This is a genomic window from Proteus sp. G2618 (genome assembly GCF_009915995.1).
Classification (GTDB): Bacteria; Pseudomonadota; Gammaproteobacteria; order Enterobacterales; family Enterobacteriaceae; genus Proteus; species Proteus terrae.
In genome coordinates this window covers 234597-255584 of the sequence record NZ_JAABNI010000023.1, presented here as the reverse complement: position 1 = coordinate 255584, position 20988 = coordinate 234597, and the positions used below count along the sequence as shown (strand labels likewise).

Here is a 20988-nt window from a genome sequence, read left to right as displayed (position 1 = left end):
TAAATAATGTTAAAAATTGCATTTCATAAACAAGAAATGATTACATTAATATATTTAATTTCAGCTTATTTTCATTACTCATTTAGCAACTCTTCTTTTGTTATTAATTTTTAATCATCATGATAGTGTTTATTTTATAGCCAAAAACCAACCTATTTTTCTTATCATTTTTCATATAGTTATAAGTATATTCGTTTTTGGAATAAGAAGAACCCTTAGCATAAAATCGCTATAAAATTAAATACATATCGATATATAACAACAATCAAAAACTAAGATCATTAATAATTACTAATCAGTACATAATGGCAATAATTTTATTAGGTTATTTTATAACATATCGAATTTATAACGAAATTAACGTAAATAAAATTTAATGTTAAATCCCTGTTGTTTTTGTGGATAAAAAAAACACAATTTATCGATAAATAATCCCAAAATAGAGTCTATTTCTTTTTTTTGTGAGAATAGATAAAAGAAGTGGTCAAAAATCTAAAAATTTGAAAAATGCTTTGTTAACTATTTGTGTTTTTTAATCAGGCAAACCCCCACTGATAGCAAGCAATAAAGTGGAAGTAAGCACAAAAATGGTACACAACAAAGCACAAACTCTGAAGATCTTGATTTAGAAGTGATAGGAACGATAGGAACGATAAAATAATAAGAACAACGGATATAACACTCAAAATAAAAAAGCCATAACACCGAAATGTTATGGCTTCTAAATTTATTAAAATAATAAAATGCTATGTGTAGTTCTCTGCCTTTCACGCTTTATTTTACTCACTGCTTATCAAGGATAAGAAGTGATTTGAATAAGTAAATAAAATCTACTTACCTGAAATTGGAATGACTGAAAACAACGGTCTACCTGGTGCAATAAAAAATAAGTATCCAAATACGGATAACTTAGATAATAAATAAATTAGGCGTTTTAACACGTTACAAAATATTTCAATTTGTAACGTGAATGCATTATATCCAATAAGATTTTTTGCGCAAGTTTTTTTACACTTAAATGAAATTGACATAAAGACATTATAAATCACAAGGTTATAGGAAAATTTAACTTTAAAAAGTTGATTTCAACAAATCTAAAAATGAAAAAAAATGGAGAGTTAATGAATATTAATGTTAAGAGAGTTCAAATAATAGTATCTACTTAGCATTAATTGATTCAGCCAGCCATTACTCAATAAACTTAATTAATTATTTATTCTGTAACTTAATCTACCTATTATTAATATTATTTAATACTAAAGTTAAATTTTATTCTAACTCAATTTTATTAATAATATTGATAACCACTAAAAATGGTAAAAATATAAACTCTGTTTCTTCTATACAAGAAAAAAGCACTTTATTCATCATTTCACAACGACAAATAAAGTGCTTTTAAAATAGCGTAATAATACTTAGATAAATAGCTTATTTACTAAATTTTAACCGCCTGTAGAGACCGTTTCCATTCCCACGAGTCCAACTTTGAGATAACCTGCTTTTCTTAGCGAATCCATGGCCGACATTAATGTTTCGTAATCAACCGTTTTATCCGCTTGGAAAAAAATTGTTGTCTCTTTGTTTGCTTGTGTCATGGTATCTAACACATTCGCCATCGTTTCATGAGTGACCATCTCTTCACCAATGAAAATTTGTTTATCCGACTTAATCGTTAAATAAACAGGCTTTTCAGGGCGAGGTTGTGGTTTTGCACTTGAAGCGGGTAAATTTACTTTTATATCAACAGTAGCTAAAGGTGCCGCTACCATAAAGATAATGAGCAGAACCAACATGACATCAATAAAAGGCGTCACATTGATATCATGCAATTCATTATCATCACCTGAATCATCACCAAGACGCATTGCCATAATTCATTACCTTGCTTTGCTGTTTTCGATATCTAAATCACGGCTGACTAATGTCACCACACCCGTTGCGATATCACCAATTTCACCACGATAACCCGCTATCATACGAGCAAAAATGTTATAGATAATAACCGCTGGAATTGCCGCAATCAGACCAATAGCAGTTGCTAATAGCGCTTCGGCAATACCTGGAGCAACAACCGCAAGGTTTGTCGTTTGAGAATGAGCAATACCGATAAAGCTATTCATGATCCCCCAAACCGTACCAAAAAGACCGATAAAAGGAGAAATTGCACCAATTGTGGCTAAGTAACCATTACCGCGACCTAATTCACGGATAATGGCTGCAACGCGACGTTCCATTCGCATTTCAACACGCTCTTTAATACCTGAAGCCACTTTACTTTCTTGAGAGTAAGTACGCTCTAATTCTGCATCATTAAAGAAATCAGCGGTTGCACTTTTATTACCAAATTTTTTGCTAATCGCTAACGCATCGTTAAGCGATTTAGCTTCAACTAACTGAGCAGTCTCATTTCTTAAGCGACGACGCAGTGAAATCAAATAGCTTCCTTTCGCGAAAAATAGTGCCCAAGTGACAATAGAGGCTAACAATAAGCCAATCATGACACTCTTAACGACTAAGTCTGCATTACGGTACATACCCATTACAGATAAATCTTCAGCAAATCCACCACCTGCAACCATTTCAGGTTGTACTTCTGATGATGTATTTTCTGTCGCTAAAGGGACATTTTCTGAATTCTCAGCCGTTGTTGCAGGTGTATTTTCACCTTCAGGCTTAGCTGTTTCAGTACCTACTGCTTTCACTTCATTTCCTGTTGTTGTGGCCGCAGTAGCAGTTTTTGGTGTGGCAGCTGCCGGTGTAGCAGTTGTTGGTGTAGCGGTTCCCTGTGTAGAAGCTGTTGAAGAAACGGCAGCAGTAGTTGGCTGTTCAGTTGGTGTGGCAGGAGTCGTATCTGCAAAAGCAGGGCCTGTCAGACCGATTGCCAATAGAATAGAAGCTGTCAAATTACGCATCAGTTGGCCTTTTACTCTCTTTTTTATCTATTTATTTATTCAGTAATGGCATCGTTGCGCCACTACTTACCCAAAATCGTTCACTTACAATCATCCTGTTTGCCATCAGGAAAGAGAAAACGCTCAAATGATATCAAACATGAAGCATTTTGATAGTAATTATCATTACTATTTGGCTATTTTTTTTTCATTTGTCGATTTTTAAGACAAATTATCGTTATTTCACGTAACGTGAAATTTTATCAACTACCCTGCAAGCCTTTTGTACTTATCCAAAAAATGAATTAACTTGGGGGTAAACACACCATCAATTAAAAGAAGGTATTAAGGATGACGCTAAAAAAACAAGAAACCTCACTCCTCCTTTCTGGTCGAGCTAAAAAATATTCCCAAGGCGCAGTAAATCCAATTATACAACGAACATCATCCGTTATTTTTGATTCCGTTGCACAAAAACGTGAAGCAACAAAAAAACGAGCAGAAGGTACGCTTTTTTATGGTCGCCGAGGCACAAACACCCATTTTGCCTTACAAGAAGCGTTAACTGAATTAGAGCAAGGCGTAGGCTGCGCACTATTTCCTTCAGGTGCAGCGGCGATTACGCAATCTATACTCGCATTTGTTGAGCAAGGCTCTCATATTCTTGTTACAGGTTCTGCCTACGATCCGACACAAAATTTTTGTGATCAGATCTTACGTAAATTCTCAGTCACAACGACCTACTTTGATCCTTTAATTGGCAAAGAGATCAGCCAATTGCTACGCCCTGAAACAAAAATTGTTTTTCTTGAATCTCCGGGATCAATCACGATGGAAATTCACGACCTACAAGGAATAGTCAATTCAATTCGCCAATATAACCCTGAAATCATTATTATGATTGATAACACCTGGGCGGCAGGACTACTGCTTAAACCACTGACATTAGGTGTCGATATTTCAATTCAATCTGCCACAAAATATATTAATGGTCACTCTGATGGCATGTTAGGTTTTGCTGTAGCTAATGAACGCTGTTGGGAACAGTTACGAGAGAATACCTATTTATTAGGTCAATGTGTTGATCCTGATACGGCTTATATGACAGCAAGAGGATTAAGAACACTGCCTGTAAGAATGAAGCAACACGAACAAAGTGCATTAGAAGTCGCTCGCTGGTTAAAACAACACCCTTTAGTTGATAATGTTTATCACCCTGCATTAGCTTCTTGTCTAGGACATGAATATTTTCAACGTGATTTCTCAGGTAGTAACGGCTTATTCTCTTTTAGTTTAAAGAAAATCTTAACGCCTGAAGAATTTGCACATTTCTTAGATAACTTCTCATTATTTAAGATGGCATTTTCATGGGGAGGATTTGAATCTTTAATTTTAGGTTATCAACCCAATGATATTAAAGCGATGCGCCAATATGAAACTCAGCCAACATTTACCGGAACACTATTTCGCATTCATATTGGATTAGAAAATGTAGATGACCTTATTGAAGATCTAGAGCAGGCGTTTTTACGTATTTCTTAATCAGGAATGAATTTTTTATTAAAAATAACCTATCCCTGTGGCTCCACAGGGATTAAATCAAACTGTTCTCTTTATTTTGCGTTAGAATAGCGAACATAAAGTCCTTTTTTAATGCGAGTTCGCTAATGGGTACATTAAAAGAGATAATTCACGCACTCATGCAACACGATTATATGGTGTTGGCTAATCCTAATGTGCTGTGGGTTATCTATATTGTTCTTTTTGTTATTATTATGCTGGAAAACGGGGTATTACCCGCCGCATTTTTACCAGGAGATACACTGCTTATTCTTTGCGGTGCCTTAATTGCAAAAGGTGTTTTACACTTTTTCCCGACTATCATTATATTAGGTACTGCCGCTAGTATTGGGAGTTGGCTCGGCTTTTTACAAGGCCGATGGCTAAGTGATACGAAGGTAGTTAAACGTTGGATGGCTCAATTACCAGAGCAATATCACCATAAGGCAAATGATCTCTTCCATCGCCAAGGTTTATATGCGCTATTACTGGGTCGTTTTATTGGGTTCGTACGTACATTATTACCTACCTTGGCAGGTTTATCTGAATTAAAGCAACGTCGCTTTCAAATATTTAACTGGTTAAGTGGCTTCCTATGGGTAGGGATTATTGTTTCTTTAGGTTATGTGCTAAACCTTATTCCATTTGTACAAAAGCATGAAACACTTGTCATGAATATCTTGATGACATTACCAGTATTGCTTTTAAGCGCAGGTTTAATTGGTTCTATTGTGATGTATATTCGCCATCGTAAAAATAGCGCCAGCAGTAAGTAATTAAAAAAAGACGCCATTATTTAAATCTAGAATAATGGCGTCTTTTATGTATTATCTGATACTGCAATAAAAGTTCAGTTGTTCATTGTCTTATCTCCATATCAATTAATATCTGACTAAAATCCCATTTATATTAATCACAATCATATTCTTCCTAGCTCTATTTTTTTAAAGCTTAATGGCTTTTGACGCAAGAAACGTTGGAATATAACTATCAACTAAGAAACGAGCATGAGGAGCAAAATCTTCAACAAAATCCTGTAATAAAAAACCCGCTGTTAATTGCCCGCCAATAAGATCAGTCAAAGAGTGTCCAAAGACCAGCCCATCACCTCTTGCTACTTTTTCTTGCAGAATATCCGAAGGTAATGAGCCTCGATCGCTATAAGGTAAGCGGTAAATTGGTCTCATTAATCCCTGTGAACGTAATTGCGGATCTCTATCATCAACAAATACAACAGGATTATAAAAGCTCGCCATTAGTACACCGTCTTTTTTCAAAACACGGTAACACTCTTGCCAAACAGGATTTACATCCGGTACATACAGATTTGAAATAGGGTGAAAAATAATATCAAAACTTTCATCAGCAAATGCGGTTAAATCAGCCATATCACCCTGTGCTGTTACCAAACCTAACTGATGCTTTTGTGCCAATTGGCGATCTTTGTCTAATTGACCTTCTGATAAATCAAACACAGTCACAATGCCACCTGCAGCCGCCAAGATAGGCGCTTGTTGTCCACCAGCAGAAGCTAAACAGAGTATTTTTTTATCTTTAATATCCCCTAACCATTCGCTTTTTACAGGGCTTGGTGTTAAATGTACTTTCCAGTCACCTTGCTTTGCCGCGATAATTTCTTCATCGCTCACAGGCTTAGACCACTGATTTTCCATTGCGGCTTGTTTATCCCAATGCTCTTGGTTTAATGTTAAATAATGACTTTCCATATTACTCCTTATAAATTAGCTACAATTTGAATTGCTGTAGTCACTAAGAGAAATAATTCATCTCTTATTTCTACAACCCTGTAGTTATAGGTATGTCAGACTATCTAGTCTAGGCACAATGGAAAACTTTTTCCTGATTAATTGTCATACTTCAGAACATCGAATTAAGGTGGAAACAAAATGCAAAACTTTACTTATTACTCGCCCACTCGCCTTCATTTTGGTCAAGGACAAATAGATAAACTTCGTTCTGAAATTGGAAAACATGAAAGAATTCTACTGACTTATGGTGGCGGTAGCATTAAGCGCAATGGCGTATTAGACCAGATTTATACCGCGCTTCCAGGCTATCAAATTCATGAGTTTAGTGGCATTGAACCAAACCCATCTTATGAAACACTCATGAAAGCGGTTTCTTATGCCAGATATCACGGTATCACGCATTTATTAGCAGTGGGTGGCGGTTCCGTTATTGATGGCACAAAATTTATTGCAGCAGCAATACCTTATCACGGTGAACCTTGGGAAATCGTAACCAGTCGCGGTAAAGTGGTCGAAAAAGCAATACCGTTAAGCTGTGTATTAACACTTCCAGCAACCGGAACAGAAACCAACAGTTTCTCTGTTATCAGCAAAAAACAGACAATGGATAAACAAAGCTTTGCCAGCCCTCATGTTTACCCTCATTGCGCTATTTTAGATCCAACAACCACTTATTCTTTACCACCAAGACAAACTGCCAACGGTGTTGTTGATGCTTTTATTCATATATTAGAGCAATATCTCACTTATCCAGTGAATGCTCGTGTACAAGATGAATATGCAGAAGGCCTTTTACGTATTTTAATTGATCAAGGGCCAAAAGCGCTGACGTCACCTACAGACTATGATATCCGTGCTAATATAATGTGGACAGCATCACAAGCGTTAAATGGTATCCTTGGTGTTGGTGTTCCTCAAGATTGGGCTACGCATGCATTAGGTCACGAACTCACGGCTTTACACGGACTTGATCATGCACAAACTCTCGCCATCGTTTTACCTGCATTATTAAATGAAAAACGTCAGGCTAAATATGGCAAGTTAATCCAATATGCACAAAAAGTTTGGGGTATAAACCAAGGTTCAGATGCTTTTAAAATTGAAACTGCGATTAATGAAACTCGAAAATTCTTTGAATTAATGGGACTTAGAACTCGACTGGCTGATTTCAAAATCGGTGAAGAAGATATTCCTGCATTAGTGCGAAAGTTGGAAGAGCATGGACAAATTGCACTGGGTGAGCATCAAGATATCACATTAGAAGTCAGTCAACGTATTTATACAGCGGCACTCTAAGTACTTTTTGCGACTCTGGAGATAGAAATGGATAAACCTAAACTGATCAAATTATCTGATGGAAATGTCATCCCACAACTTGGTCTTGGTGTTTGGAAAGCAGATAATCATCAAGTTGTTAAAGCTATTCATCACGCACTTGATACAGGCTATCGCCTTTTTGATACGGCAGCGATTTATCATAATGAAGAAGGCGTAGGCAAAGCGTTAAAACAGACCACTGTTCCCCGTGATGAACTTTTTATCACAACGAAATTATGGAATAACGATCAGACTCATGCTCGTGGTGCCATCTTAGAAAGCCTCCAGCGTTTGCAACTTGATTATATTGACCTCTATTTAATGCATTGGCCTGTACCTTCACGAGAGCTTTATGTTGAAGCTTGGAAGCAAATGATTATTTTGCAAAAAGAAGGGTTAGTAAAAAGCATTGGTGTATGTAATTTTAAAGAAGAACATCTGGAACGGATCATTACTGAAACAGGTGTAACTCCTGTGATTAATCAGATTGAAATTCATCCTTTAATGCAGCAAGCACCGTTAAGAGCATGGAACACAACTCATAATATTGTCACCGAATCTTGGAGCCCATTAGCACAAGGTGGTGAAGGCGTCTTTAATCAACCTATTATTCAAAAACTGGCTGAAAAATACCATAAAACCCCAGCACAAATTGTTTTACGCTGGCATTTAGACAGTGGACTTGTGGTTATCCCAAAATCAGTTACACCTTCTCGTATTGAAGAAAACTTCCATATTTTTGATTTTAAATTAGAAAAAGAAGAGGTAGCTGAAATTACCGTTCTTGAACAGAGAAAACGTTTAGGCCCTGATCCTGACACTTTTGTCGATATTTAATTTCTGCTATTCAATTAAAAGGTCCATAGAATTAATTTTCTATGGCCTTTCTATAACAAAATATTCCGCTCTCTTTTATACCCATTTTTATTTTTTGATCTGATTTTTTTATATATTTATAAATTAATTAATTCACGTTCACTTTCTGATATCTAATACATCTATAAATACGAGAATCTCATCATTATTTATTACGGTGAGTTTAAAGATGATAAAATTTAAAAGTGGACTAACACCTCAACTTTCTTCTATTACAAAGAAAGTTGCTTGGTTTAATATCTTTATTCAATTAGCATTTCCCATCTCGGCAACGCTCCCTGCCAACGTTTTCGCAAAAGAGAATATCCAAGAAAAACAAACTATTAATTTGGTAAAAAAAAGAAACACTTATCAGGTTCAAAAAGATGACACGCCTGAATCTATTGCAAAAAAATTTAATATAAAATTATTTAGGCTTATTGAAGCGAATCCTGATTATGTCTCTTTAGTCGGTAAATTAAAAATAAAAGAAGGTATTACGCTTAATATACCTAATGAGCCTTTGTTGACAAAAAAATGGCTAAATAACCATCAAGACACGTCTATTCCAATCACAAACGAGCAAGAGCTTGCACAAATTATTGTTGCTAACTCATCTTTGTTAAATAAAGATACTGACGCAACACAATATGCAATAAGCCAAATATCAAGCAGAGCCAATCAACAAATAGAACAATGGTTAAATCAATTTGGTCATGCTCAAGTTTCACTTTCAACAGATAAAAAATTCACCTTAGAAGGAAGCTCCGCTGATCTTCTTATCCCACTCTATGATAGTGAAAAGAATTTATTTTTTTCTCAAACCAGTTATCACCGTAAAGACTCTCGAAGTCAGCTAAATCAAGGTATTGGTTATCGGTATTTTACTGACAAATTTATGGTGGGTCTTAATGCTTTTTATGACTACGATTTAAGCCGATATCACAGCCGTTTGGGTGTGGGCACTGAAGTATGGCGAGACTATTTTAAGTTAAGTGCCAATCGCTACCATCGTCTATCTAATTGGAGAACCTCTGACGATGTTATGGATTATAATGAGCGCCCTGCTAATGGTTGGGATATCCGGACAGAAGGTTACTTGCCAGCTTATCCGCAATTAGGCGCAAAGCTTATTTTTGAACAATATTACGGGAAAGAAGTCGGTTTATTTGGCAAAGATAATCGCCAAGAAAATCCTCACGCTTATACGGCAGGACTCATTTATACGCCAGTGCCTTTAATTACCTTCGGTGCTGAACGTCGCTTTGGTTTAAATGATAATAGTGATGATAAGTTTGATGTAAATATCCAATATCGCCTTGGAGAATCCCTCTCTTCACAGCTTAATCCAGATAATGTCCGTGCAACGCGTTTAATGTCAGGAAATCGCTACGATTTCGTAAATAGAAACAACGATATTGTTCTTGAATATAAAAAGAAAACCTTAGTATTCCTGTCTATCACACCGACAATTAATGGTTACGCAAAAGAAGAAAAAGATTTAGGTGTGCAAATTCGCTCTAAATATCCCGTTAAACAGATTGAATGGTCTGCGAGTCGCTTAATCGCCAATGGTGGTAAGATCCAACATAATAATAATCTTAGCTACTCAATCATTCTTCCTCGCCATATTGCGGGTTCATCTGAAAAAAACAGCTACACAGTAAGCGCCGTTGCGATTGATGAACAAGGTAATCGTTCAGATCCGGTACAGAGTAAAATCACCGTTGATCAGTCTGCAATTAATACACAAAATAGCCAATTTACGCCAAAAACAACACAACTACCTGCCGACAATCATTCTGCACAAAATTTGACTTTATCAATTCTCGATAATGATAAGCTTCCCGTTGATATCGATATAAAAGAACTTTCATTAAATATTCAATCTGATGATCCCGCTGGCAATAGTCGAGTTTCAAGTTTCAGTCGAATTGATACAGGAAAATATCAAGTCACAATCACCGCTGGAAGTACTCCTGAGATCGTGACATTAACGCCAAAATTTAGAGATAACTTTTTTAATCAAGCTCAAGTGACTTTTGTTGCTGATACGCATTCCGCCATTATTGCTAAAGGTGGATTAACCGTAATTAAAAATCACGCACCAGCCGATGGTAAAAGCCAAAATAAAATTCAAGTTATCGTAACAGACATTAATGCTAATAGAATTCCTAACTATCCCGTGTCTTTTACTGCTGATAATGGTGCAACGATTATTGGCCAAACGAACACTGACGCTGAAGGTAAAATTATTGTTCCAATCACCAATACGCATATTGGTAAAAGCATTATTAATGTCAGTGTTAAAAATATTACCTACTCAACTAATGTTGATTTTATTGCCGATATTAACTCAGCAAGAATAAATACTTTTACTATTAATCCAAATAGTTCATTTGCCAATGGCACGGATGAAAAGTTAATTGCCTTCAATGTTATTGATAAAAATAACAACCCTGTTCCCAATACGAAAATTCAATTATCTGCTGATAATCAAGCACAACTTAAAGAAACTGAAATAGTAACGGATAATCAAGGCAATGCATCAACAACGATGACCAGCAAAATAGCAGGTACAGTCACTGTAATCGCACAGGTCAATAATATTTCGACACAAAAGACAACGCAATTTATTGCCGACCTATCCAACGGTAAAATTATTTCCGTAACACCATCAGCACCACCTTATATTGCTGATGGTAAAACAACCGTAACGTTTACCGCTGTCGTTGAAGATAAGAATCACAACATTTTACCGAATGCGAAAATCATTTGGTCTACTAATCGTGATCAACATATTGTTTCTATTAATGAAGTTTCAACAACAAATAACCAAGGTATTGCTCAAACGACAGTGACTAGTACTCAAGCCTTTGATGTTATTGTCACGGCTAGACTCAGCAATGAATCATTAGATGCGCTACCCATTACTTTTATTGCCAATAATCAACAAGGTTTAATCTCTTTAACCACAAATAAGACAGAATTAATTGCAGACAATAAAGAGCAAGCAATACTCACCGCAGTGGTAAAAGATAAATTTGGTAATAAATTACCTAACGTCACTGTTGAATGGCAATCTAGTGCCTCAACCACACTCGATAAACAAAAGAGTGTGACTGATAATCAAGGACAGACAACCAATCAAATTCGAACCAAAAAAGCAGGTGTGACAGAAATTAGTGCCACTCTTTCAAATAAAGAAAAAGCGCAAGTTACATTAACCGCTATTGCCGATCCAAATAGCGCCAATATTGTCTTAACCACTGTAAATAACAAAACAGATGCGGTTGCAGACAATAACGATACGATTACCTTAATGGCGCATGTTACAGATGCTGAAAATAATCCATTAATAAAACAATCTGTATTCTGGAATTCAACCCATAATGTGTTGAGTGAGAATATGGTAAAAACTGATGATAATGGTGATGTACAAGTTGTGATAAAAGGGACGGAAGCACACCCAACAACTGTTACGGCAACATTGGAAAACAACAAAAGTACCACACAAGATCTTAATTTTATTGCTGGCCAAGTTAATGCATCACAAAGTACATTTTCGATTGATCCTCAATCTATCGTGGCAAATGGCAGTTCCTTCGCAACAGGGACAATTACTCTAAAAGATAAATTCGGTAACCTTGTTCCGAAACAAGAGAAATTTATTGCTCTCTCTGGTGATAACACCACCATCAAATTTAGCGCACTCAAAGAAATCGATACTGGCATTTATCAAACAACCATCAATGGTAGACAGGAAGGTATTAGTCTTATTACCGCTCAATATGCTAATGCAAGTAACCGTTTTAATTTAACTCAACCTCTTGGTTTTATTGCTGATAAACAAAATGCCATAATTAATGCGGTTAATGTTATCGCACCTTTTGATGTCACCGCAAATGGTACTGATAAAGTCATCATTCGTGCAAAAATTGTTGATAAACAAGGTAATCCAAGTATGGAAGGTATTGCTGTGGGTTGGTTAACCTCACTAGGTAAACTTTCGTTGCCTATCAGCAAGACAGATAAAAATGGGATTGCAGAAATTACCTTAAGTAGTACACAAGCGGGTACAGCACAAGTTACAGCGATGCTCGATAGCCAACAATCTCTTGATGCTGACCATTTGATTAACTTTAACACTGATGTGGTTTCTGCCGATAAGTCTCAACTATCACTTATCCCCAACACCATTATTTCTGAAACAGGTCGTTCTCAAATTACTTTAACGCTAAAAGATAAATACGATAATTTATTAACAGGGTTAAAGGACAAAATCAGCGTTACCTATAGTGCTGATTTAACCGCAACCACAACAACATTTAATGAAATCTCCACTGGGGTTTATCAAGCACAAGTTAGTGCGTTGAAAGCAGGTCAAACAACAATCAGTGCCAAAATAAATTCAGTGACACTGACACAAACTGCACTATTGACGGTTCTACCTAATAACCTGACAGCCAAAGTCGATAAGTTTGTGATAAGTAACACACAACCTCATGCAGGCGACACCATCACTTATCACGCTTATATTAGCGATAAAAATGATAATCCCGTTAATAGTGGCGTTAGCGTAACATGGGCAAGCGATAAAGATAGCTTACTCGCTAAACCACTAACATTTACAGATAACAATGGTATTGCTGAAGTTAAATTAACACGTGATCCTGCGGGTATTGCTAAAGTTAATGCAGTATTAGTTTCAGGTAGCTACCCTGCTCCCGATGTCAATTTCGTAGCCGATGATGTTGATGAAAATAGTTCAGAAATTAACTTAATTCCAGCAACAATCGTCGCCAATGGCACAGATAAAGCACTGCTGACTTTAACGATTAAAGATAAAGGCGGTAATATTCTGCCAGATCAGCAAGTTGAGGGAATATCTAATAACCCAACCATTCAATTTAGCTCAGCCAAACAAGTCTCTCCGGGCCATTATGAAATTGAAGCAACAGGCACTAAATCAGGTACAGCACAATTAAGTGTTAAAGTTAATGGCGTTGATTTCAAAAAACAAAAAAACTTACAACTGCGTGCTGATGCCACAACTTGGCAAGTAAAATCCGTCGATGTCGATAGAACAAGCATCATTGCTGGAGATAACGGTGTTAATTATCAAGCAACCATTGTGGATGCTAATGACAATATATTGCCTAACGTTATTGTGTCATGGAAGTTACAGGGATTAGCTGATGACTATGACTTTAGCACCTATACCGATACAAAGGGTATTGCAAGAACAAAAGTCACCAGCACTGTGGCGGGTATATTGAAAATGAGTGCTTATCTTGATTTAAATAATCATAAGCCAATTCAAGATGTCACTGTAACTCCTGCTGATATTGATGCCAATAAATCAACCTTTAGTAGCAATCGCCAATCAATAGGAGGTGATGATAAAGATAGCGCCCTACTAACTGTGAACTTAATGGATAAATACAGTAATACTATTGATGGTAAAACTGTTTCGGTTAAAGCCACCAGTGGTAGACCTAACTTTAGTGATAACCCACTAAATTCATTAGGAAAGGGTGAATATCAAACTAATCTTACTTCAAATGTTAAAACAGATATTATCTTAACAGCTGAAGCAGAAGGATTAACCATTGCAAAACCATTAACCATTAAAGTGACAATCCCTAAGCCCGATATTATTTTTGATAAACAAATCCAGCAAGAGACCTACGCTTCAGCACCTATCAACGCACTAAGTTATACGGGATTACCTAATAATATTAACGTGATGTGGTCTAGCTCCGATCCAACAATTGCCTCTATTGATACAACTAGCGGCAATATTTCGATGAAGAAAGCAGGTACAGCCATTATCACACTACAAACATCAGGTAATGATCAATATCAACCAGCTCAAAGTAGCTATCCTTTAGTCATTGAAAAAGCAGCACCTATTTTACAATCATCTTCATCGGGTACGATTAAATCTGTATGGAATGATGGAGTTACGCATACCGTTAACGCCACTTTTGGTAATGCAGACGTAAAAAATATTCCTTTATATTATGTCAGTGACGATCAACGTATAGCTAGCGTTGATACACAAGGAATGATTACAGAAGTGAAGCCTGGCAAAACCAAAATACACATCAAAAGTGATGCGACGGATCAATTTCTAGCAGATGCAGTGGCCATTGATTACGAACAAGATAAAGGAATACTCTCAATCACTTTTACTAAAAATAACATTATCTTATCTGAAACAGACACTAATATTGATGTACAACAACCAACAACACCATTACCTAAAGAGGCACAAGGTGTCTGGTCAGCAAAAGATCCTAATATTGTCGCGATAAAAGAAAATGGAACCATTATTAAAATTACTTCAGGCACAACAGACATTATTTTAACATCAAAAGAAAATGACTATTTTTATGAATCAAAAGGAACTTATTCTGTTGATATAAGAAAAGTGCCTCATATTACTATTAATTCTGTAACGCGCAGGATTGATAACAATAAAAATGCACAAACCATACCGACTATAAACACATCGATAAATTGGACCCCTGTTTATGAAAATGACTCATTAACTTTTTCCTGGCAACCGCCTGATACAACCACAAGTAGTTATGATGTCAATCTTGAACTATGGGATGGGGATCAAAAAACTAATCAAATCTTTGCTTATGATAAAACCCAACTTCTTGGTGGGCAAACAATCACAACTTCATTTAAGATTGATAAGAAATTATTTAAAAGTACTCAGCTTAAAATCAAAGTCATTGTATTTGATCTTTTCGATACAGATCTGAATACAAATACAGGTAGACAGTATGCAGTTTATTATCCACTAAATATTAAGCCCATCGCTCCTGAGTATATGGATTTTAGATTAGAAGGACGTATTATCTTTATTAATACAAATAATGGTGCGACAAGAGGAAGCTGTCAGGAGACAATATCAGATCCAACAACTCACGTTATTGCTGAGCCTATCTACACATTGGGTTCCGCCAATCAAATATTTCTATCTCCTGTCACTATCAGCCATAATTTAATCGATATTATAGGCGACTTTAGTCGAAGTACTGTAGATTATAATGATAAAACCATTGAGTCGGTTTCTGTTGACAATGCAAATCATTCAACAACCAGTCATAGTAACGCAATGAAGGAACAGTGCTGGACTCCGTTGGCGGGTACTCCTCATTCAGGGAGCGCAACTCTAGTAACTCACATAACAATCAATGATGTAGAGAAAACCTTTACTCAATCCGTGAAATGGAATGGAGATGGTAATCCATCCACGAATAACGTGGAAAAAATACTAAATCAATAATTCATTTTATTAAACAAAGAAAGAGCCCATTAGGGCTCTTTCTTAATTTAAAGCTGCTTTTTTAATAATCTCATTCTGTTAATTTATATCGCTCTTGATACCTTACGTTTACCAGTGTCACCAATAAAGCAAAGAGTGCAATCGCTGCGGCTAACCCGAAGCCTCCGCTATATCCAATCAGTGCAGTTAAACTCACTAACATCATTGCACACGCCATTTCCCCTATATCACGCATGCTTTGTACCGCAGTCATATCTGTACCTGCTTGATTATCCGTTGATGCAAAACGCATACCTGCGGTCATAATCGCCACAGAAGTGATCCCTGATGATAAAGAGCCTAAAACAATACATACAGCAACCATTGGAAGGTTAATCGTGCCCGTTGATTGTGAAAGCCATAATAATGAGGAGCCTAAAGCACACAGCAATCCGGCAGAAAAAGCTCGCCAAACACCGATTTTATTAATTAACCAAGCCCCACCACCGCAGCCAAAGAATAGAGTTACCATTCCTCCCATCATGCCCATTTTTCCGACATCAGCTAAAGACCAGCCACTGTCAGTTAAAAACAATTTTGCTAAACCAAAGCCTGAAACTGCGGTGACGGCTGAAAGCAATGTCAGGGTTAATAGTCTGATAGCTCCTTTTCTTCGTACCGTTTTTAATAAGCTTGCATTAGGATGATCACTGTTTTCCCCTGCTTCATATTTGGCTTTTTGTTGAAAGAGCGTAATTGATATCAAACTAATGGCAGGGATCGACGCAAAGAATAACAATGTATTTTGCTGCCCTAATGTATCGCTTAACATCATCATTCCAGCCCCTCCTAAGAAAAAGCCCCCCATCACGCCTGCAATTTGAATCGCATTAATTTTAGATAATAGTGTGCCACTCGCATGTTCAGCCGCCATTCCATCCGTCGCGATATCTTGTGTTGCACTCGCTAATGAAGCGATAGCTAATAAAGCCACACCCCATTTAGCCATCTCAACAGAAATACCTATTAATGCTAAAAGCAATAAACAAAACGTCACAATGATCTGCATAGGAATAATCCAGCTACGGCGACGACCTAAAGATTTAAACCAATAATTATCAACCATAGGTGCCCATAAAAATTTTAATACCCACGGTAATCCGACTAGTGGAATAAATGCGATTGCACTTAAAGCTGAGCCTTCTTGGCGTAATAATGTAGGCAATGCATCCATTGCAATTCCCATCGGAATACCTTGTGCTAAATAAAGTAAACCTAGCGTTATCACTAATTGCCGATGTTTTAATAATTCTTGCATAACAGACTCCAATTACTGTCTTTTTAGTAGAAAAAGACCCATCAAAAAATAGAAAACGGCACTGATCAACAAGGCACAACTTACCCACCACAAAGCAGCATGAGTTATAAATAAGTGACTAAAGACACTGATAAATAAAACCACGCTACTTATGGTTAAAATAAGAAAAGTAAGTTTGATCACTTGCGGATAAAGAAAATAAAAAAGAAGCGTTATTAACCAGATACTAAAAAAAGGCAGTATCTGTGATAACGCGGAGAAAATAGCGATAGGAATTAAACATGTGCTGGCAAAAATTAAGCCAATACAACTTCCTAACACTAAACGGGAACTGATATTAATGGGATTTTTTAATATCCAAATGACTAACCCACTAAAGGTTAATACACAGGCCATCATTCCCATTAGGCAATGAAGCACCGATAAACTAAAGTTTGCTGAGCCCGTCCATAAATATTGCCCATAATGCACAGGCTGAACGGCAATAAAAGCACGCGTCCAAAATGCCTGAGATACAGAACTTTTTTCTGTAATCCAGTGATTATCTAAACCAGAAAAAAAGAACTGCTCAAAATTTGCAGTGCTGGGTAAATATAAATGAGTACCACTGACTGTAATTTGCTGCTCGGCATCACCTTTATTTTTCCAATTAATAGCTTCAGGAATAAAGTCTGGTTTTTCTTGTGAAAGGTGAATTAACAATGAGATAGGAGAAGATGCAGTAAACTCAGATGAAATGGGTGTTGATTGTCCCATTAATTTCATCATGACTTGTGCTGGTGCTTCTGGCTCCACATATTTTGCGAGCATTAATGTACCGAATGCCCCTAATCCTGATAATGCCCCCGTTAATGCAAACATTACGAGCCACGGATAACTCCATAATCCAATAACATTATGCAAATCAAAGAAAAACAGCCTACGCCCTTGATTAAAACGGAGTCGAAATAATTGATAGATTTTACGGTGATGAATAACAATGCCGGTTATTAGTAATAGCGCAAAAACAAAACCAAATAAGCTAATAAATAATCGCCCAGAAAAACCTACAAATAGATTTTTATGTAAATTAACAATAGGAGAGATAACCTCTCTTAAGCTAATTTCTTCACCTGTTTGTGCATTTAATTGTAGTGAACAATCCCCCATTCCTTGGCAGAAAGTAATAATAGGATGATCAATCGATGCTAATTTCACACTATTAAAACCGTTTTCACCTAAGAGGTATTCACCTTTTACTAATAACTGATCTAATGGCAATAATTCTTTATTTAACGGCTTAAATTGAGCCCATAAATTTAAATTTTCATGCGCTAATGACCATGTACCTGTAAATAAAATAACAAATAATAGAATGCCAAATAAGGTTCCTGTTTGACGATGAAGTTGTGAGAACTGGCGTTTTAATATCGCTTTCATAAAGTAAACTCCAACAATATTAAAGGTAAAGGCCACCAGCTCCATGCTCGCCAAAATACCTGTTTTCCATTCACTGAAAGCAAACTAAAACAGAGCATTCCACATAGAAATAAAACAGGTAAAAAGACGGCTGCATACAGACGATCAAGCGGATCTACACTGGGATAAAAGGTTGTTATCAGTAATGACAGCGTAATACTTCCGATTACGCTGCCTAAAACAGCACAACTGATCAGCAGTGCTTTTTGCATTAGAAATCAGCCTTGATATTCAACATCACATTACGAGGTTCACCGTAACGGTTATTCCATTGCGGAGAGAACAGGCTTGAGTAGTAACGCTTATCAAAGACGTTATTAATATTTAATGCTGCAGACCAGTTTTCATTAATTTGGTAGCCTAAACGTGTATTAAATATCGCATAGCCACCTTGGCGTAACGTAATTTCTCCGTTAGTTTTGCTATATTCACTTTGTGCTTGAATACCACCGCCCACGCTCCATTTACGTGCATCCCAAGGCAATTGATAGTTTGTCCACGCTCTGATCATATGACGAGGCACTAATGAGTTAAAACTATTGCCTTTATTAAGGGTGTCTTCTTTATATTCTGTGTCAGTGTAGGTATAACCGACAGAGAGATCCCAAAATGGCGATAAATACCCCATTCCTTCAATATCAAAGCCTTGGCTAACAACTTTGCCACCACTAATAAGATAGGTATTAAAACCACCACCAGGATGTGCAGGATCTTCTTGTGGATTATTTTTCATATCAATACGGAAAACCGCGGCGGAGACGTTAAGCCCACCATTCATCAACGCACCTTTGAATCCCGTTTCAACAGTTTGTCCTTCTACTGGTTTTAACATTTCACCACTCCAAGTTTTCCCTGTTTGTGGTTGATAAACCGTAGAATAACTGCTGTACCATGACCATTGAGGTGCAAAGTCCCAAATCAAACCACCATAAGGCGTGATTTTTCCATTTTCAGTGAACTTAGCTTGCGGTTTTGTCACTTCCCACCAGCTCGCTCTTGCGCCTGCAACCAACGTAACAGGCTCAATAAGCTTGATCCGGCTCATTCCATAAACGCCAGTTTGTTCTGTTTTTGTCGCACCTTGAGAGGAATAGCCCGTTACTTGTGGTTTCGGCACACTATGAGGATCCCAACGATAAACATTCACAGGGACATTGAGAGGATCTTTAAATTGCCCTGTATGCTGTTCCTCGCTAGCTTTCGAGTAACTCATCCCTACTATCACATCATGCTGCAATCCCCAGCCACTGAGTTTTCCTGTGACATTGGTATCGAGACTTGTTTGATAGTTATGGAACTTGTAAGCGCCGCCCATCAGCATGGCTCCATCACCCGTTTCAGGATCAATATTTCCCCATGCTCCTGCATACAGCAAACGCGCTTTAGCATATTGATAATCAGCATTTATTTTAAACAGCCAATCATCATTAATTTGATGTTCAATTCCAGTAAATAGACGAGTGGTATCCCATTTGAATTTATCCCAATCAGCATCTAAATAGGTTTTACGAGAAAGATGTAAATCGCTCCCATCTTTCCCCATTGGCACACCAGCCATATTGGTGATGGAATCGATTGTTTGATATTGAATACCTGTGCGTAATAGCGTGTTAGATGTTAAATCAGCATCAACAGTGGCATAAATTAAGCGTGTTTTTTGATCTGAAATATCGTAGAAGAAATCTTTATCTTCCCATGCCATTACAACTCGACCACGGACACTACCGTCTTGATTTAAACGCCCGCCCACATCGACTTCACCGCGATAACGGTTCCAACTTCCAGCCGTAAATGTTGCTTTTAATTGATCGTCTAAAGGTGCATGTTTACGTACCATATTGACGGTTGCCGCAGGATTCCCCATTCCATGCATTAATCCGTTAGAGCCTTTTAAGATCTCAACACGTTCATAAACAGCCATATCTTGCGGCGAACTTGCCATATTTCCCATTAAAGCAGGAACACCATCAAGCTCAAAAGAATTGATTTGAAAGCCACGAGCGTAATAAGCCGTTGTTAATAAAACAAAAGGTGCGCTAGTAACCCCATTAGCGCGAGTCATTACTTCATCAAGGGTATTTAAGTTTTGAGTTTCTATTTGCTCTCTGTCTATCACAGAGACTGTTTGAGGGATCTCTCTGGGCTTAAGTGCCATTTTACTTAATGTACTAACGCCTGGAGCAAGGTTATCGCGGTGTTGTGCTGTGCTTTCCGTCACCACCAAAACATCGACTTCTTTATTATTTTCTGTTGCTGTATTAGCGATAGCAGAAAGTGAAAATAAAGCGGTAGAACACAAAATAGCGCATTGTGTTAATGCCAATTTATTTTGTGTGCGTTGATTTAATACTGGTGATAATTTCTGTGTTTTATCTAAGTCAGCTAAAGAAGAAATGTAAACCATACCTATCCCAAAATATTCAAATGATAATGGTTATCACTCTATCAATTTTGGGATTAAGGTATTTTCGATTGCCAAATTATCTCTTTCGATTGCCAATCGATATTACGCAACAACTAATGAAGATCGAAAAA

Annotated in this window: 12 protein-coding genes; 5 read left to right on the top strand and 7 right to left on the bottom strand. The window is 37.0% G+C overall.

Features of this window, described 5'->3' with window-relative positions:
• Positions 1 to 1442 precede the first annotated feature (1442 nt).
• Together exbD and exbB are read right to left on the bottom strand one after the other, a co-directional pair.
• Positions 1443 to 1871, bottom strand: a complete 429-nt coding sequence (exbD, locus tag GWJ01_RS13240; RefSeq protein ID WP_075674386.1) for a TonB system transport protein ExbD — start codon at positions 1869 to 1871, stop codon at positions 1443 to 1445.
• Between the two features lie 6 nt (positions 1872 to 1877).
• The gene (exbB, locus tag GWJ01_RS13235; protein WP_161711190.1) at positions 1878 to 2912 is read right to left on the bottom strand and encodes a tonB-system energizer ExbB; all 1035 of its coding nucleotides are present in this window, start codon (positions 2910 to 2912) and stop codon (positions 1878 to 1880) included.
• A 330-nt stretch (positions 2913 to 3242) separates the two neighbouring features.
• On the opposite strand from exbB, the gene metC reads away from it, so the two are divergent.
• Positions 3243 to 4433 (top strand): cystathionine beta-lyase, encoded by a 1191-nt coding sequence (metC, locus tag GWJ01_RS13230; RefSeq protein WP_109401326.1) that lies wholly within the window; start codon positions 3243 to 3245, stop codon positions 4431 to 4433.
• A gap of 125 nt (positions 4434 to 4558) precedes the next feature.
• Positions 4559 to 5227 carry a DedA family protein gene (locus GWJ01_RS13225; protein ID WP_088493737.1) on the top strand — a complete coding sequence of 223 codons (669 nt, stop codon included), beginning with the start codon at positions 4559 to 4561 and terminating at the stop codon, positions 5225 to 5227.
• Between the two features lie 168 nt (positions 5228 to 5395).
• Here the strand turns inward: GWJ01_RS13225 and GWJ01_RS13220 are convergent, their stop codons facing one another.
• The gene (locus GWJ01_RS13220) at positions 5396 to 6178 is read right to left on the bottom strand and encodes a class I SAM-dependent methyltransferase (protein ID WP_109401327.1); all 783 of its coding nucleotides are present in this window, start codon (positions 6176 to 6178) and stop codon (positions 5396 to 5398) included.
• 180 nt (positions 6179 to 6358) lie between these two features.
• On the opposite strand from GWJ01_RS13220, the gene GWJ01_RS13215 reads away from it, so the two are divergent.
• The 3 genes from GWJ01_RS13215 to GWJ01_RS13205 all read left to right on the top strand — a co-directional run bounded on the left by GWJ01_RS13215 (position 6359) and on the right by GWJ01_RS13205 (position 15698).
• Positions 6359 to 7516, top strand: coding sequence for an iron-containing alcohol dehydrogenase (locus tag GWJ01_RS13215; RefSeq protein ID WP_109393209.1), 1158 nt, complete (start codon positions 6359 to 6361; stop codon positions 7514 to 7516).
• Positions 7517 to 7543: 27 nt separating this feature from the next.
• Positions 7544 to 8374: a 2,5-didehydrogluconate reductase DkgA gene (gene dkgA, locus GWJ01_RS13210; protein WP_109401328.1), complete on the top strand. Its 831-nt coding sequence runs from the start codon at positions 7544 to 7546 to the stop codon at positions 8372 to 8374.
• Positions 8375 to 8582: 208 nt separating this feature from the next.
• On the top strand, positions 8583 to 15698 hold the full coding sequence (locus GWJ01_RS13205; RefSeq protein WP_161711189.1) for an Ig-like domain-containing protein: 7116 nt from the start codon (positions 8583 to 8585) through the stop codon (positions 15696 to 15698).
• A 70-nt stretch (positions 15699 to 15768) separates the two neighbouring features.
• On the opposite strand, the gene GWJ01_RS13200 is transcribed toward GWJ01_RS13205, so the two are convergent.
• From GWJ01_RS13200 to GWJ01_RS13185, 4 genes are read right to left on the bottom strand one after another with little or no spacing between them, the layout of a single operon-like run.
• Complete coding sequence (locus tag GWJ01_RS13200) at positions 15769 to 16995, bottom strand: RhtX/FptX family siderophore transporter (RefSeq protein ID WP_161711188.1); 1227 nt, start codon at positions 16993 to 16995, stop codon at positions 15769 to 15771.
• 12 nt (positions 16996 to 17007) lie between these two features.
• Positions 17008 to 18414 carry a PepSY-associated TM helix domain-containing protein gene (locus tag GWJ01_RS13195; RefSeq protein WP_161711187.1) on the bottom strand — a complete coding sequence of 469 codons (1407 nt, stop codon included), beginning with the start codon at positions 18412 to 18414 and terminating at the stop codon, positions 17008 to 17010.
• On the bottom strand, positions 18411 to 18665 hold the full coding sequence (locus tag GWJ01_RS13190; RefSeq protein ID WP_109393204.1) for a hypothetical protein: 255 nt from the start codon (positions 18663 to 18665) through the stop codon (positions 18411 to 18413). Before GWJ01_RS13190 ends, GWJ01_RS13195 begins: the two co-directional genes overlap by 4 nt.
• Positions 18665 to 20857 carry a TonB-dependent siderophore receptor gene (locus GWJ01_RS13185; RefSeq protein ID WP_161711186.1) on the bottom strand — a complete coding sequence of 731 codons (2193 nt, stop codon included), beginning with the start codon at positions 20855 to 20857 and terminating at the stop codon, positions 18665 to 18667. Before GWJ01_RS13185 ends, GWJ01_RS13190 begins: the two co-directional genes overlap by 1 nt.
• Positions 20858 to 20988: the final 131 nt, after the last annotated feature.